This is a genomic window from Gluconacetobacter entanii, assembly GCF_013155425.1.
Lineage (GTDB): Bacteria > Pseudomonadota > Alphaproteobacteria > Acetobacterales > Acetobacteraceae > Novacetimonas > Novacetimonas entanii.
Map to the genome: position 1 here is coordinate 1 of NZ_JABJWD010000022.1, position 15,194 is coordinate 15,194.

Annotated in this window: 14 protein-coding genes and 1 pseudogene; 6 read left to right on the plus strand and 9 right to left on the minus strand. The window is 60.0% G+C overall.

The genetic code is table 11. The features are described 5' to 3' along the window. Positions 1 to 52 precede the first annotated feature (52 nt). The 4 genes from HNH97_RS04890 to HNH97_RS04905 form a co-directional block, all read right to left on the minus strand. Positions 53 to 526: a hypothetical protein gene (locus tag HNH97_RS04890; protein ID WP_171790085.1), complete on the minus strand. Its 474-nt coding sequence runs from the start codon at positions 524 to 526 to the stop codon at positions 53 to 55. A gap of 887 nt (positions 527 to 1,413) precedes the next feature. Continuing rightward, positions 1,414 to 3,210 carry a tannase/feruloyl esterase family alpha/beta hydrolase gene (locus HNH97_RS04895; RefSeq protein WP_171790086.1) on the minus strand — a complete coding sequence of 599 codons (1,797 nt, stop codon included), beginning with the start codon at positions 3,208 to 3,210 and terminating at the stop codon, positions 1,414 to 1,416. Between the two features lie 130 nt (positions 3,211 to 3,340). Continuing rightward, entirely contained in the window at positions 3,341 to 4,126 is a 786-nt protein-coding gene (locus HNH97_RS04900; RefSeq protein ID WP_171790087.1) for a siderophore-interacting protein, read from the minus strand. A 370-nt stretch (positions 4,127 to 4,496) separates the two neighbouring features. Continuing rightward, positions 4,497 to 4,676, minus strand: coding sequence for a hypothetical protein (locus tag HNH97_RS04905; RefSeq protein WP_171790088.1), 180 nt, complete (start codon positions 4,674 to 4,676; stop codon positions 4,497 to 4,499). A 246-nt stretch (positions 4,677 to 4,922) separates the two neighbouring features. Between HNH97_RS04905 and HNH97_RS04910 the strand changes: the two genes are divergently transcribed. Continuing rightward, positions 4,923 to 5,207: a helix-turn-helix transcriptional regulator gene (locus HNH97_RS04910; RefSeq protein ID WP_110507796.1), complete on the plus strand. Its 285-nt coding sequence runs from the start codon at positions 4,923 to 4,925 to the stop codon at positions 5,205 to 5,207. On the opposite strand, the gene HNH97_RS04915 is transcribed toward HNH97_RS04910, so the two are convergent. Both HNH97_RS04915 and guaA read right to left on the minus strand, forming a co-directional pair. Further along, positions 5,173 to 6,429 carry a tyrosine-type recombinase/integrase gene (locus tag HNH97_RS04915; protein ID WP_171790089.1) on the minus strand — a complete coding sequence of 419 codons (1,257 nt, stop codon included), beginning with the start codon at positions 6,427 to 6,429 and terminating at the stop codon, positions 5,173 to 5,175. The two genes, HNH97_RS04910 and HNH97_RS04915, sit on opposite strands and share 35 nt — an antisense overlap. A 295-nt stretch (positions 6,430 to 6,724) precedes the next feature. Then, positions 6,725 to 8,335, minus strand: a complete 1,611-nt coding sequence (guaA, locus tag HNH97_RS04920) for a glutamine-hydrolyzing GMP synthase (protein WP_227744361.1) — start codon at positions 8,333 to 8,335, stop codon at positions 6,725 to 6,727. Between the two features lie 198 nt (positions 8,336 to 8,533). Between guaA and HNH97_RS04925 the strand changes: the two genes are divergently transcribed. The 3 genes and pseudogenes from HNH97_RS04925 to HNH97_RS17850 all read left to right on the plus strand — a co-directional run. Further along, complete coding sequence (locus HNH97_RS04925) at positions 8,534 to 8,935, plus strand: hypothetical protein (protein ID WP_244182241.1); 402 nt, start codon at positions 8,534 to 8,536, stop codon at positions 8,933 to 8,935. Between the two features lie 87 nt (positions 8,936 to 9,022). Beyond that, entirely contained in the window at positions 9,023 to 9,526 is a 504-nt protein-coding gene (locus HNH97_RS04930) for an NUDIX hydrolase (protein WP_171790090.1), read from the plus strand. A 41-nt stretch (positions 9,527 to 9,567) separates the two neighbouring features. Continuing rightward, positions 9,568 to 9,717: pseudogene (locus tag HNH97_RS17850) on the plus strand (response regulator); the annotation flags it as partial. 46 nt (positions 9,718 to 9,763) lie between these two features. Here the strand turns inward: HNH97_RS17850 and HNH97_RS04935 are convergent. The 3 genes from HNH97_RS04935 to HNH97_RS04945 form a co-directional block, all read right to left on the minus strand. Further along, positions 9,764 to 11,350, minus strand: coding sequence for an ArnT family glycosyltransferase (locus tag HNH97_RS04935; protein ID WP_320442940.1), 1,587 nt, complete (start codon positions 11,348 to 11,350; stop codon positions 9,764 to 9,766). Beyond that, entirely contained in the window at positions 11,347 to 12,417 is a 1,071-nt protein-coding gene (locus HNH97_RS04940) for a glycosyltransferase family 2 protein (RefSeq protein WP_407716795.1), read from the minus strand. Before HNH97_RS04940 ends, HNH97_RS04935 begins: the two co-directional genes overlap by 4 nt. Positions 12,418 to 12,563: 146 nt before the next feature. Continuing rightward, positions 12,564 to 13,034, minus strand: coding sequence for an Lrp/AsnC family transcriptional regulator (locus tag HNH97_RS04945; RefSeq protein ID WP_171790121.1), 471 nt, complete (start codon positions 13,032 to 13,034; stop codon positions 12,564 to 12,566). A 157-nt stretch (positions 13,035 to 13,191) separates the two neighbouring features. Between HNH97_RS04945 and trxB the strand changes: the two genes are divergently transcribed. Together trxB and HNH97_RS04955 are read left to right on the plus strand one after the other, a co-directional pair. After that, the gene (gene trxB / locus HNH97_RS04950; RefSeq protein ID WP_171790093.1) at positions 13,192 to 14,169 is read left to right on the plus strand and encodes a thioredoxin-disulfide reductase; all 978 of its coding nucleotides are present in this window, start codon (positions 13,192 to 13,194) and stop codon (positions 14,167 to 14,169) included. A 78-nt stretch (positions 14,170 to 14,247) separates the two neighbouring features. After that, complete coding sequence (locus HNH97_RS04955; RefSeq protein ID WP_040510888.1) at positions 14,248 to 15,132, plus strand: LysR family transcriptional regulator; 885 nt, start codon at positions 14,248 to 14,250, stop codon at positions 15,130 to 15,132. Positions 15,133 to 15,194 lie beyond the last annotated feature (62 nt).

Below are 15,194 nucleotides of genomic sequence, written 5' to 3' on the forward strand. Positions count from 1 at the left end.
TCTTCCGTAAAACGACTGCGTTTCATTCGTCCGTATCCTTCTCGATCGGACTCTACTTTAAAATGGTGACATTTCCGGGGGGCACGTCAATATAATTACGAACTTCTCCAATACTGAAATAACTATCAGAGATAACAACTGCCTCGACCGAACTCGCATCCAAAGTTATTTTTTGATCACTCTGAATTTCAACAGCAAAACGTCTATCATCTATTGTCGCTAAAGATGTATCTCCAGCCAACTCACGTAGCGCCAGAACCTGAGCATCCAAGAGACTTAACGAGAACTCTGTCTTGAATTTATTCTCATCCTTCGGCTTTAAGCGGAAAAAATCATCAATGCTATCAAAAAATGCTCCAATAATTCTGCGCGGAGTATCTCGGGAAGGAGCAGCCTCAAAATCTGATATACCCATCTTTCGAATATAGTCTGGGTGACGACCCGCTAAGAAAGCACCACTATCAAAAGGGTAGATGCGTTTTATGTTGGAGATTGCTGAAGGCGATAGTAGAAAACAGATAGGCATTTCCCACTGCTTAGATTGTCCAAAGTCCCCTGCAGATTTATATGACGGCTTTCCATAAAAAAATAATTTAACTCTTCACCTTCAAACGTGTTGCATGGTGTTGGAACAAGTTCGGAAGAACCTATAATACTTTGAAGGTTAAATCCTTGAGTCGTGTGAACTATTGGAAGCTCCGAGCTAACAACAATATTATTTTTTTTCAAAAAATCATTAAGACGTGACAACTCGTAAATCTCCCCTACCGTAAATCGGTGTCCCCAATGAATGGCAAAGTAGAGCAGCCCCTCTTGAATTATCCTACATTTTTTCAAAATATCAATTCTTTAAATTGACGCCTTTGTCTCATTTGCATATCTATATTTTACGTAAAGTTTATTATATTATATAACATATTTAGAAAATATATAAATATAATTATTCGAATACGAATTAATAATTGGTATCCGAATTTCCAGCGCAGAGAACCTGTTTTGCATCTGTAGATGCATCGGCGCCATACTATCCCAGATAGAGTTCTCTCGAAAATTTTTAGAAACACGAACAATCTCCAAACTTGGGTAATTTTTGGGTGATCCTAACTGGTATGCGTTGGAGGATTACCATTAATGTCCGCTCTCCATTTGACGCACCTGTGCATTAAATGGCCGACATGAAGGCGATTGCGGCCTGTCCGGTTAAGACACAGCGGACAGGCCGCAATTCATGCCGTCGACATACGGGTAGATATCTGCCCGGGCCGGTCGAGGTCGTGAAGCGTGGGCGTGACCGCTGACCCTTGCTCCATCATTCTGCCGGGCGAGGGCAGTGCGCCGGAACCCATATAGCCATGAAGTCTGAACAGCCTCGGTCGTCCGCCCGACATCTTATGCCGAGCGGCACGATTTCCGTTACTTCGCGCTTTCCACCCCCAGCCTGCCATCCCGGACACCATACTGATTCTGGTTATCCGGGCCGATCAGCGATGTGGCATGACTTGCAAATGTCATCGGCAGGGACACCGGCGATTTCACAGGGCGGTAATTCCGCGCATCATTCACGTCCCCTGCCCCGGTATACCGGGCAATATACGGATAGGGATAGACCGGACGGCTGGCCGTCGCCGTGGCATTCGGCTGCGCATAAGGCTGGCTGGGCATGGGGGCCATGTGGATCTGCCCGCCCGCCGGGGGCCTGTCATGGCTGCCGGGCGGTGGTTCCATCGGTTCCCTGCCCTGCGCTGTCCGCTCGGTGCGGATGACGACGGGTACGGTGTCGGTTTCAGTCCAGCGCATCAGCGGCGAGAGGAAATCGACCTGCGGAAAGCCCTCGCCATTGCCGCAATGGCCCACGCCGGGCAGCAGGTAGAATTTCAGGAAGTTTTCAGTCTCCTCCACGCCCATTTCACGCTGCACGCCCTGATAATAGGCGATGGTGTTCAGGGGCGAGATCGACTGGTCCGCTAGGCCATGCCACAGGATCAGACGGCCACCACGTTTGTGAAACGCATGAAGGTCCGTGTTCTCGGCATTATACAGCGGGGCCAGTTCGCTCATCCGGGCGAAGGAGGCATCATCGAAGCGGAAACGGCTCAGGTCAGCCGCCTTTTCATCCACCTGCGCCGCAATGACATAGGCAATGGCGGAAGCGGCAATGCCATTGCTCATGGATTCCCCATGCGCGGTCGCGGGCAGCGCCCATTGCAGTTCCGATCCCGGCAGGGGACCACCAATGATGTAGGGGTGACCGGATGCATCGGTTGCTCCGGCATAGAGACGCACAGCCGCCTGCGTTTCCTCCGCCGTCAGGCAGTGCGCGGTGTCGCTCTGGCCGACCGGACACCGCACCCATGCGGGATCGAAATGGCAGGTGCGGGGATCTTCGAGAATACCGTCCTTTACGCCCGAAAGCGTATCGCAATGGCGGATGACGGCATCATGCAGCACGCCCATGCGGCCTTGCAGCAGGATGCTGGTGCCATCGGCACGCTGGTTCCCGCGCACGTTCCACGCATGGTAGAAAGAGTTCTGCACGGTAAACAGGGCGGCCGGGGCACCGGCGGAAATGCCGTCAAAGTCATCAGGGAAGCGCTGGGCTTCCATCAGTGCTTCGCGCCCACCATCGGAACAGCCGACAAAATAGGAATATTTCGGGGCCTGTCCGTAGAAAGCCGCCATCAGGGCCTTGGCCGCCAGCGTGGTGACATGGTTCGCGCGATAGGCGAAGTCGATGCGCTTTTGCGGATCCTTACCAAACTCGCCCTGCGCCAGTCCCATCATGGAGCCGGTATGGCCCATGTCATCACCCGCCATGACGAATTCGCCATTCAGGGCGGGCGCGCAGGCCCCGGCGTTACTGACGCCCACACGCGTCATGCCGCACAGGCCACCACACCCACCCAGCAGGAAGCGCTGGGTCCAGTGCTCCATGGGCAGGTCGACCTCGAAGGAAATCGCAGGCGCGATCTGTCCCGTGACCTTGCAGAATTTCCCCTTCGGCGTCTGAAGCACGGCAGCCTTCCGGCCATGGACTGCAGCGCCGACGGCGGGCGCAAGATCGATATGGCCCAGCGCATCGCACGATATGGCGGGAGCGACCACCGGCAGCGAAGCCATATCCGCTGCCTGTGCAGGAGTGGCAGGCAGCAATCCTGCCCCTGCCCCCATGACCGCAAGGAGAACGGTCAGGATCAGAAGTATGTTTTTCATATCAGGCAAAATGTCCTGTTCGGCCTTCTTCGGTTCATGAACCAAACGTAGGTCATGTCTCGCTGAATGAATGTATAAATTTGTAAGGGAGGCGCCGCATCATGGTCCTGACACCCATGCCCCTTATCGTTCAGCGCGCGTCCCCGAAATCCTTGACCGAAGCATCGGCCTGGCCCTTCACCCAGTAGCCGGATGCCTTGATCCACTGTGCCGGAATCCTGCGTTCATCGAGAAGATACTGGCGCACGGCTTTCGCCACGCGGGCCTCGGCACCGACCCAGACAAAAGTACGGTCCGGAATTTCCAGATTTTTCAGGACAGCAAGAATGCCGGCAGCGTCATCCGCTTGCTCCATGGAGCGATGGACCCAATGGGCAGCATGGTGTGCGGCCGTGGTAAAGATCTGCTCGTCTTCCGCCCCCGGCACGGCAACCACGCTCGTAACGGACGTCCGGGCAGGAAGCGCCTCAACCCGTCGTCCGATCGCAGGCAACGCCGTTTCGTCGCCGATCAGAAGCCAGTGACCAATCGGGCCGGAAATGATCTGCGACCCGCGTGGACCACCGATCTCCAGCCGGTCACCCGGTTTGGCGGCCCGCGCCCAGGCCGCCGCCGGGCCACCATGGTGATTGACGAAATCCAGAAGCAGCGTACCGTTCTGCGGGTCGTAACGGCGTGGCGTGTAATCGCGACGGGTTGGTGCGCCATCCAGGCCGGGCACGAATATCTTGATATGATCATCCGGGGATGGGCTGGTGAACCCGGCCAGTTCGGGGCCACCCAGCGTGACACGGATCATGTGCGGGGTCAGGCGCTCAACAGTGCGGACTTCAAGACTACGCCTGACTAGGTCATGCCGCACACGGCGGATCTCGGGGGCATCATCGCGATTTGAAAAGGTATGGAAAAGCTTCATCACTGTGTATCCCTGTCATGCCGACAGACCGGTGACTGTGGATACACAGACGCACAGGCTGCCAGCATGCTGCTGTCAGTTTCTGTGCGTTGTTTCACGTTAACGCATACGAAAGTACGGTCTGCAAAGACCGGACTAGCTGTCTCGATCAAAGCCTTCGAAAGCAGAGTCTGTCAACGGGTTTTTCAATATCCCCCTGCCCCGTTAAGTGCCGGGTGCCTGGTCGCAGCATTCTTGGATCGGGCAGCCACCACGCCCACGTCGGGTTACGCATGGACCAACCATACGGGCAATGGCGAGACGCGATGGACGTTCATCTCCATGGAAGTCAGGGCAATATTGCGCTTCCACATGTTCTCCGGCGACGGTTTCAGGGCATGAACTGGAACTGAAGGCCATGGTCGATCATGTCGATCCGTCCCGCCGCCAGTGCAGGACGCCAACGATAGGTTCCAGCGACATGATCATCCTGCACAAGCGCATGGATATCTGCCCTGTTACGCAGACAGGTTATGATCTGACGTCTGTTTTCGGGAACATCGATCGCCAAGGTTCATGTCTTGAACCAAGCCGTATTCTGACGATCCGCCAATCATGCGACAGGGCATACGCATTGAGAACTGTCTCTTCACAGACTGACCTTATGCTGTACAGACATCCAGATCCTGTATAAACAGCTGCCCCTATCCTATTTTTATCCGTTTCTATCCCGTTTGTTCCTACGATAGAAAATACACTTCCGCACAATGATACCTATTGGCTCTTATTATTAGCGCCAATAGGAAAGGTTAGATCAATGCACGCCAGAGCCATATCGTCTCCCCGGAAATCAATCCGTCGGCGCCAACTGCGTGAAATGGTGCCACTGGCCGACAGCACAATTTACGAAATGGAACAACGCGGTGAATTCCCGCGCCGCTTCTGTCTTTCGCCACGCTGTGTCGTGTGGGACCTGGCCGAAGTGGAAGCATGGTTGGAAGAACGGCGTTCAAAACCAAGTATGCCGGCAAGAGGTCCCGACGTAAGGCAGAGGCGAACGCGCCCGATCAAAGGGCAGGATCCGGCTCGAACAACGGCATAGATGGTGACACCAGGTTGGGCACGTATTTCTTACCTGCGATCCAGGCATCCACGGTGTTCGACCACTCCTGCATCATATGACGCCGTTGTAGCTCGTATTCTGCTTTATTATAGACGCCCCGCGAGGAACGCCCGTCTTCATGAGCAAGACATTTCTCAATCCAGTCGCTATTGAAGCCCAGTTCATTCAGAAGCGTTGATCCGGTGCGACGAAGGTCGTGGACCGTAAAAGCTTCCAACGACAGCCCATCCTTTTTGGCCTGATCGACGACCGAATAGGTCACGCGATTGAATGTCGCACGGGACATCGGCGCGTCTGCATCATAGCGAGACGGTAGTAGGTAACGCGAATTTCCTGCACACGTTTTCAATGCGATCAATATGTCCAGCATCTGATGAGAGAGATACACATTATGTGCCTTTGAACGCTTCATGCGTTCTTTAGGAATTGTCCAGACAGCATTCTCGAAATCAACTTCATCCCAGACAGCATCCTGCAATTCGCTTTTCCTGACCATGGACAGTAAAAAGAACCGCATTCCCAGGCGGATGGTCGGCAACGTCGGTACGTTTTCTATCACCCGGAACAACACCCGAATTTCAGCGGGAGAAAGTGCACGGTCCTTGGGAACGAAGGTCGCGATCGATGAGGGTCCGACCTCGTCGGCAGGATTGGCAACCTTCTCTCCGTGCAAAATACCAAAGTTGTAGATCTGCTTTACAATATCTCGAACGTGTATCGCCGTCGCCGGCGCACCGCGATCGACTATCGCTGCACAATGCGTCCTGAGATCATTCGGCGTGATCTCGGTCAGAAGACGATTGCTCCAGACAGGAAGCAGTTCCCGTTCGAAAATTGCGCGACGCATGGCCCGGGTACTATCGGCCATTGCTGCAGCCTGCAGCCATTTCTCTCCCAGCTTGCCAAAGCTTTTGGCCTCCTTGAGGCGCCGCTTGTTGCGCTGCTTCTCGATCGCCGGAGAAATTCCTTCCGCAAGAGCGCGTCTCGCATCAATACACTTCTCCCGTGCACGCGCGAGCGATAGTCCCCCTGGACCGTATTTCCCGAAACACACGGTCTCGCGCCGTCCATTCAGACGGTAGTCCATTCGAAAGGACACCACGCCTTTTTCCGTGACGAGGACATACATCCCGTCACGGTCCACGACCTTGTATTTTTTTCCTTTTGGTTTCAACGATCTAATTGCAGCATCCGTAAGCATTGCACCGCCTCCGACCCGAAAATACCGTCAAGGGATTTTGGTGGGCTGTTTCGGCGAAAAAGCATCTGTTTACAAAGACTTATTGTGAAAAAAATACCGTCACAGGCCCATCTGCCCATGACGGTATTCACACAATTCCCGACTGGCAAGCCTGACGAGGTCCGTCACGCATACCGTCAAAACCAACCTGTGCACATCGATAGTCTGCAATAGCAGACGACGACATTAACTTTTTATTTCAGTATGTTAGGTAGGGTTCGGGGAGGGAATGGGATACTTCAGGACCCCTTGTGAATCATTCCCACTCGATCGTCCCCGGCGGCTTGGAGGTGATGTCGTAGGTCACGCGGTTGATGCCCCGGATCTCGTTGACGATGCGGCCTGCAACACGGTTGAGAAAGCCCATGTCGAACGGATAGACATCGGCTGTCATGCCATCCGTGCTGGTAACGGCACGCAGCGCGCAGGCGTAGTCATATGTGCGCCCATCGCCCATGACGCCGACGGTCCGCACCGGCAGCAGCACGGCAAAGGCCTGCCAGATGGCGTCATAGAGTCCTGCCGCGCGGATCTCCTCAAGGAAGACCGTATCGACACGACGCAGCAGCGCAAGCTTTTCGCGCGTGATCGCACCGGGGATACGGATGGCCAGCCCCGGTCCGGGGAACGGGTGGCGTCCAACGATCGCCTCGGGGATGTCAAGCTCCCGGCCCAGGGCGCGGACCTCGTCCTTGAACAGTTCGCGAAGTGGCTCGACCAGCTTCATCTTCATCCGTTCAGGCAGGCCACCGACATTGTGGTGCGACTTGATGGTGACGGACGGCCCACCGGTGAAGCTGACGCTTTCGATCACGTCGGGATACAGCGTGCCCTGCGCCAGGAACTCCGCCCCGCCCAGCTTGGCGGCTTCTTCCTCGAACACTTCGATGAACAGGCGTCCGATGGTCTTGCGCTTGATTTCCGGATCGCTCACCCCTTCCAGCGCGGACAGGAACAGGTCCGACGCATCGCGATGGATCAGGCGGATGTTGAAGCGGTCGCGGAAGGTCTTGATGACCTCGTCCGCCTCACCCGCGCGCAGGATGCCCGGATCAACGAAAATGCAGGTCAGCTGATCGCCGATCGCCTGATGGATCAGCACTGCCGCGACCGAGGAATCCACGCCGCCCGACAGGCCGCAGATCACCCGCCCCTTGCCGACCTGTTCGCGGATGCGCGCGATTTCCATGTCGCGGAAACCGGCCATGGTCCATGTGCCACGGCATCCCGCGACATCATGGGTGAAATTACGCAGCAGCGCCGCGCCATGGGGCGTATGGACCACCTCCGGATGGAACTGCACGCCATACAGGCGCCGTCCCTCGTCCGCGATGATGGCATAGGGCGCGCCCTCGCTCACGGCGACGGCCTGAAAACCGGGCGGCAGCTTTGTGACGCGGTCGCCATGGCTCATCCACACCTGCTCACGGCTGCCACGTGCCCATGTGCCACGGAACAGGGCGCAGTCCTTGACGATCTCGATATGGGCGCGGCCGAATTCGCGATGTTCGTGATGCTCCACCTTACCGCCAAGCTGCAGGCACATCGCCTGCTGGCCATAGCAGATCCCCAGCACGGGCACATTGAGGGCAAAGACGACATCCGGGATCCGGGGCGCGCCTTCGTCAAGCACGCTTGCCGGGCTGCCGGACAGGATGATCCCCTTCGGGGCAAAGGCACGTATTTTCGCCTCGTCACTGGAAAAGGGCCAGATTTCGCAGTACACGCCGCTTTCACGGACGCGGCGCGCGATCAGCTGGGTCACCTGGCTGCCGAAATCAAGGATCAGGATCCGGTCTTCGTGCAGGGCCTCTTCCAGGACCTCTCCTGCGCTGTCGATCTGGGATGCTTTCACACTCTCGCTCATTCTCACTCTTTCGGTCGCGGCATGACGCATGCAACGGGCACGGTCCCTGCCGGGCTGGCGTTACTGCTGTCGGATATGCGTTGCCAGACGACGTAGCACAACATCATTATGCATGTCGGCTGAATAAGTGGGCTTGCGGGCATATTGGGCCATCTTCGCACCTTGATTTTTTTTCGCGCGAAATCACATGGTTGCAACATGAAAACCTTGCATGCCGGTCTGTTTTTCCTGATGGCGGCCACGGGCGCCGCAATATTTTCGCCCGCGCCGGTGTACGCCGCGGATGCACGGCACGACCCGCTCGGGCTGTGGACCGGCACGCTGGTGGCCGATCAGGGCACGTGCGAGGAAACGCGCGCCCCCTCCACCTTCCAGGTGGACGAGAAACGCACGACCTTCACCCCTGCCGACGGCTCGATCGCGCTGCGTGGCAAGCCCGACCCCCAGCACGAGCATTACCACCTGCAGGCCCTCCTTACCCCGCCCGGCAGCAAGCCGTTCCCGATGGTGTTCGAGGCCCACCCGGAGGGTGACACGATCGTGGGCACCTATGGCACGCCACGCTGCCGCGCCCATATCGTGCTGACCCGCCCGCATTAGGGATCGCACACACCCTCACGCAATAGGCATCACCCATACCCTGCCCGCGCATGGTCTTTTGCCCCTGCCGGACGCTATAATCCCCGCATGTCTGGGATTTCGACAATTTCCGGTGCGGTGCTCGCAATCGTGACGCGTGGCGAACGCCTGCTGCTGGTGCAACGGCGCAATCCCCCGGATCAGGGGCTGTGGGGCTTTCCCGGCGGTCGCATCAATGTCGGGGAAAGCTTCATGCACGCCGCCGAGCGCGAACTGCAGGAGGAGACGGGCTTCGTCACAACGGCGCAGGGGCCGCTGACGGCCTTTGACCTCATCGACCGTGATGCAGGTGGCGTCCTGCGCTTCCACTACCTGATCGTGGCGGTGAAATGCCTTGATACAGGTGGCGATACCCTGCGGGCGGGGGACGATGCGTGCGATGTGGGATGGTTCGACATGTCACAAGTGCGTGACAATCCCCCCCTCTTCAGCAAGGGACTGCTGGAACTGGGGGAACTTGCGCTGTCGTCGCGCGGGGTCATCGCGTGGCCCCATGCGACGCAGCATCGTGGAGACAGTCGGGTTCCGGCGACCGGAGGAACAGACACATGACACAGCACAGCCGCCGCGTCCTTGTCGTCGAAGACGAGGAAATGATCGCGAACCTGCTCCTGACCGTCATCGAGGCATCGGGCCTTCAGGTAACCTCATGCCCCAGCGTGGCCAGCGCGATGGACACGCTGTCCCACGCCACGTTCGATGCAGCACTGGTGGACCTGACGCTGCCTGATGGCGCGCCGGACGGGGTGATCGCAGCCCTGCGGGAGAAGGATGTGCCGGTCATCGTCATCAGTGGCGATCCGGACCGCCTGGGTCGCCATCCGGACCTTCCGGGGCTGAGCAAGCCGTTCCGCATGAAGGCGCTGATGGCGCAGCTTGAGTCCTGCCTTGCGGCCCGGATGCCTGCGTCACCGCCGTAAGGTCGCGCGACAGGATGGCGATGTCCGGCAGCAGGTCCGGCGGCACGGGGTCGTTCATGCGCACACGATAGATATCCAGCCTTTCGGCATCGCGGATACGTCCGTGGCGGGTCATGCTGCCCACGGGTTCGACGGTGGCGAAATACCGCCGGTCGAACGTGCGCCGGGGATTGCACAGCATCAGCCCCTCCCCCCTTATCCCATGCGGCAGGTTGAACAGCGCCCATCGCGGCTCCATCCCCACCACGGCACGACGCGGCAGGTACAGCGCCAGTTCGGATGCCGTGCCATAATCGCAGGCGGTCACGAAATCCCCCGGCATGGCGCGTCCTTCCACCTCGTCCGCCAGTCCGGGCCATCCCCCCACCTGCCGCAGCATGACATCCGTATGCGCGGACAGGGACAGGGGTTCGAACGCGGCCTGGATGAACACCAGCGCGCACAGGACACCCCCCAGCGCCACGGCGGGCTTCCATCCCTTCCATGTCAGTTGCGCCGCCGCGACCGCCAGCAGCGGATAGAGGATGACGGGCCAGTTCGCCTGCACCCGGTCGCCAAGCGCATGTGTCACGAACACGGCCGTGGGCACCACGATCATCCACAGCAGCACGCCCTGCGCCGGCACGCGCCGGGCATTGCGCGTCACCAGCACCACCCCCGCCAGGAACAGCACGAAGATCCCCGGCGTCGCCAGCCCCACCTGACCACCGACCAGTTCACCAAGGAAGCCGAGCGCGCGTCCCGCGTGCCAGTCCCCCACCCGTCCCCCCTGCCGCAGCAGGCTGGCCCAGTGATGGGTCGCGTTCCACCAGATCACGGGCGAGATGACAGCCACAGCCACCAGCGCGCCCGCCCATGGCGCGGGACGACGCAGCCATGCGCGTCCCGCACGATGCAGCAGCAGCCACGCCACAATGCCCGCGCCGGGCAGGACGGCGGTATATTTGCTGTCGAATGCCAGTCCCAGCATCGCCCCGCATACCGGCCACCAGCGCGCATGGCCCGTCGCCATCAACCGCCCGACCGCCCACAGCATCAGTGTCGTGAAAAACAGCAGCGGCGTGTCGGGGGTCATGACCACCGCATTGCCCCCCATCGCCAGCGTCGCCTGCAGAAGGGCGACGCCACGGATCATGTCTGCCCGCGCTGCACCCTCCACGGCTTCGGGGGATGGCGCATGAAAGTCGCGGATCGCCTGCGCCAGAAAGGGAATCGCGGCCATGGCGGCCATCGTCCCGATCCAGCGGATGCCCGCGCCCCCGTCCCCGAACAGCGCGCATCCGGCACGGATCCACAGGGCGACCATAGGCGGATGGTCCAGATATCCCGTCGCGGGTGCATGGGCCCAGACCCAGTAATAGGCCTCGTCCGGGGAAACGGGCAGGTACCAGCCAAGGACCAGTCGCAGGACCAGTGTCACCCCCAGCAGCCAGCCCCATGAACGCAGCGACGTCACCGGATTTTCCATATGAGGGTGGAGGACACGGCATAGTTCCAGACTGCGGCAATCGCCGCCCCCGCCACGCTGGCACTGGTCCAGTGGCGCGGCCCGCTGCTGAGGATCATCTGCGCCACGCCGACATTCGCCAGCGCGCCGATCGAACAGATCAGCACGAACAGGCACAGCCCCCGCACCAGCGCCGCCCCCTTCAGGCGGCAGTCACGATAGGTCAGCCTGTTGTTCAGCCAGAAATTGACGATCATCGACACATAGGTCCCGACCACCTGCCCCAGTGAAAAATCCGCCCCGCATTCCAGAAGGACCGACAGCACCCCAAGGTTGACGCCAATCCCCAGCAGCCCGACAAAGCAGAAGCTGATGAACCGCACCGGGAGATAGCCCCGGCACAGCCGGTCGAGCATCATGGCGGCGAACTGTATCAGGACGACCGAATCCAGCTTGCTTTCGCCCGCAGCACGGCTGCGGAAGACAAACGGGATCTCTGCCACGCGCAGGGGCACGGGCGCCGACATGAGGATATCGAGCAGGATCTTGAACCCCGTCCCCGACAGGTGGGGCGCGGTCGCGGTGAACAGGGTGCGGCGGATCGCGAAAAAGCCGCTCATCGGGTCACTGACCTTGACGGGCATGAACCTGCGCGCCACCCGTATCCCCGCATCCGACAGCATCCGCCGCCAGCGGTTGGCAAGGCCCCCGGCATCGCCACCCGCGACGTGGCGGCTGCCGATGGCGATGTCGTTCCCCCCCGTTTCAATGGCGTCGAGCAGTTGGCCAAGGCAGCGTTCATCATGCTGCATGTCGCCATCCATGACCGCGACGATTCCCGCGGACGACGACAGAATTCCCTCGATCACGGCGGATGACAGCCCCCGCCGCCCCAGTCGCAGGATCCCGCGCACCCGCGCATCCTGCGCCGCAAGGTCACGCACGACGTCGATCGTCCCGTCGGGGGAACTGTCATCGACGAAAATGACCTCCCACGCGCGTCCCGCCAGCGCATGGTCGAGCGCGTCCACCATCGGGCGGACATTGTCGCGTTCGTTATAACAGGGCACCACGATGCTGACCCGCGCAGGCCGGCAGGATTCCCGCCCGACGGCCTCCGGCCCGACTGACCCCTGACCGTCAGTCCTCAACACCAGCCCCCGACATCAATGCCCATCCTTCCGGCAGGCCATGACCCGTGCATGCGCCCGCCACGATGCGATCAGACCGGCACGCCCGGCCGTTCCAGACTGCTGCGGATGGTCTGCAGCGTCTGGACCCGGACCACATGGGCCGCTTCGGTCAGGCGGCGCGTCAGCGTGTTCTCATGCGTTGCGTCGCGCGCCACCAGACGGACAAGGAAATCGCCCCCGCCACGGATCATGTGGCATTCGCGGACCTCGGGCCATGCCGAAATTTCTGCCTCGAACGCGGAAAGGATCGCCTCCTTCTGGCTGTCGAGGCCGATCAGGGCAAACAGCGTGATCGACCAGCCAAGGCTCGCCGCGTCGGTCTGCGCGTGATAGCCAAGGATGACCTTTTCCTCTTCCAGACGCCGGACACGACGCAGGCATGGCGGGGCGGAGATGCCCACCCGGCGGGCCAGTTCGACATTCGTCATGCGTCCATCGGCCTGAAGTTCGGCAACAATCCGCCGGTCAATCGCGTCGAGTTCCGTCATCCGTTCCGCCATGCACGTTTCAATCATATTTCCGCCGGGATCGTTATCCTGTCCCGATATGCGATGATGACGCCTCTCCTACCGCAACCCTTGCCTTCACGCCAGTGGACGATCATACCATTCCCATCATCGTTCCACCGTCACCACTGACCCAACCGGTTCTGATCGCATGCCCAACACATATACCACCGACCTGCTTGTCATCGGCGCAGGCCCCGCCGGATACACGGCCGCCATTTACGCCGCGCGCGCCAGCCTGTCCCCCATCCTTGTCGCGGGACTGCAACCGGGGGGGCAGTTGATGATCACGACGGATGTCGAGAACTATCCCGGTTTCGCCAAGGGCGTGCAGGGGCCCGACCTGATGATGCAGATGGCGGCGCAGGCCGAACATGTCGGCACGAAGCTGATGGATGACATCATCGTCTCATGCAGCCTGACGCGCGATGCGCAGACGGGCATGTTCCGGGCCGTGGGGGATTCGGAAGACATCTACCTCGCGCGCAGCATCGTCATCGCCACCGGCGCGCAGGCGCGCTGGCTGGGCATCCCGGGGGAGCAGGAATACCAGGGCAGTGGCGTGTCCGCCTGCGCGACATGTGACGGCTTCTTCTATCGCGGCAAGCGTGTGGTCGTCATCGGCGGCGGCAACACGGCGGTGGAGGAAGCGCTCTACCTGACCCATCACGCAACCCACGTCACGCTGATCCACCGGCGCGACACGCTGCGCGCGGAAAAGATCCTGCAGGATCGCCTGTTCGCCAACCCGCGCATTTCGGTCATGTGGAACACGGCGGTCGACCGCATCATCGGGTCGGGCACGCCGCCGGTCGTCACCAGCATCGAGGTTCACGATACCGTGACGAACGCCCTCTCCACCGTGGAGACGGATGGCGTGTTCGTCGCCATCGGCCACAGCCCGAACACCGACCTGTTCAAGGGGCAGATCGATATCGACGCCGATGGCTACATCACCACCACGCCGGGCAGTACCCGCACCTCGGTCCCGGGCGTGTTCGCGGCGGGCGACGTGCAGGACAAGATCTTCCGCCAGGCCATCACGGCAGCGGGTACCGGATGCATGGCCGCGCTGGAAGCCGAACGGTTTTTAGCAGAAAATCCGTCACAAACTGGCCATAGTTCTTGACCTGCTCTGGTATTTCCTTCACCACAGCCAGAACGTCATAACAAATGGCAAATTTAGAATTAGGAACGGAGTCAACGCGTGGACTGGGATAAACTCCGGATATTTCATGCAGTAGCCGAGGCTGGGTCCTTCACCCATGCCGGCGACGTGCTTAACCTGAGCCAGTCTGCGGTGTCCCGACAGATCTCCGCTCTGGAAGAGGCGCTGCAGGTTCCCCTCTTCCATCGGCACGCACGTGGCCTGATCCTCACGGAACAGGGCGAAACCCTGAACCAGACGGTGCGTGAGGTCTTCTCCAAGCTGGCGATGACGCAGTCCCTGCTGACGGAAAGCAAGGAAAAGGCGGCAGGCCGCCTGCGGGTCACGACCACGACGGGGTTCGGCACCTGCTGGTTGACGCCACGCCTGCACCGTTTCATGGACACCAACCCCGACATCTCCATCACCCTGATCCTTGAGGACAACGACCTCGATCTGGGCATGCGGGAGGCGGATGTCGCGGTGCGCATGCACCCGCCGCGCCAGCCTGACCTGATCCAGCGGCACCTGGCGGATTTCCCCCTGCCGATCTATGCCGCGCAGTCCTACCTCAACGAACACGGCACGCCCACCACGCTTGAGGAGCTTAATGCCCACAAGCTGGTGCTGTTCGGTGGCTATCACCCGCCGGTGCCGCACATCAACTGGCTGGCGGAAACCGGGGTGCCGTCGGATGAACGCCGCCAGGCGCGGCTGGAGGTCAACAGCCTTGCCGCCATGGCCGGGGCCATCGCCGCGGGCATCGGAATCGGGTCCATCCCGCTCTATGCCGCGAACCAGTACCCCAATCTGGTAAAGATCCTGCCCGAAGTGCCGCTTCCGACCGTGGATGCCTACTTCGTGTATCCGGAAGAGCTACGCACCTCCAAGCGTGTGGCCGTGTTCCGTGACTTCCTGCTGGCGGAAATCAACGCCCGCCACTGATCGCGTTCCCATCACGCGACAGACCAACGCAAAAAGGCCCCGCCATCACGGCAGGGCCTTTT

What these genes read in the sequence shown, in the direction of transcription:
- HNH97_RS04890 (WP_171790085.1), bottom strand. Translation starts at nt 526, where the DNA reads ATGCCTATCTGTTTTCTACTATCGCCTTCAGCAATCTCCAACATAAAA.
- HNH97_RS04895 (WP_171790086.1), bottom strand. Translation starts at nt 3,210, where the DNA reads ATGAAAAACATACTTCTGATCCTGACCGTTCTCCTTGCGGTCATGGGG.
- HNH97_RS04900 (WP_171790087.1), bottom strand. Translation starts at nt 4,126, where the DNA reads ATGAAGCTTTTCCATACCTTTTCAAATCGCGATGATGCCCCCGAGATC.
- HNH97_RS04910 (WP_110507796.1), top strand. Translation starts at nt 4,923, where the DNA reads ATGCACGCCAGAGCCATATCGTCTCCCCGGAAATCAATCCGTCGGCGC.
- HNH97_RS04915 (WP_171790089.1), bottom strand. Translation starts at nt 6,429, where the DNA reads ATGCTTACGGATGCTGCAATTAGATCGTTGAAACCAAAAGGAAAAAAA.
- guaA (WP_227744361.1), bottom strand. Translation starts at nt 8,335, where the DNA reads ATGAGCGAGAGTGTGAAAGCATCCCAGATCGACAGCGCAGGAGAGGTC.
- HNH97_RS04925 (WP_244182241.1), top strand. Translation starts at nt 8,534, where the DNA reads ATGAAAACCTTGCATGCCGGTCTGTTTTTCCTGATGGCGGCCACGGGC.
- HNH97_RS04930 (WP_171790090.1), top strand. Translation starts at nt 9,023, where the DNA reads ATGTCTGGGATTTCGACAATTTCCGGTGCGGTGCTCGCAATCGTGACG.
- HNH97_RS04945 (WP_171790121.1), bottom strand. Translation starts at nt 13,034, where the DNA reads ATGGCGGAACGGATGACGGAACTCGACGCGATTGACCGGCGGATTGTT.
- trxB (WP_171790093.1), top strand. Translation starts at nt 13,192, where the DNA reads ATGCCCAACACATATACCACCGACCTGCTTGTCATCGGCGCAGGCCCC.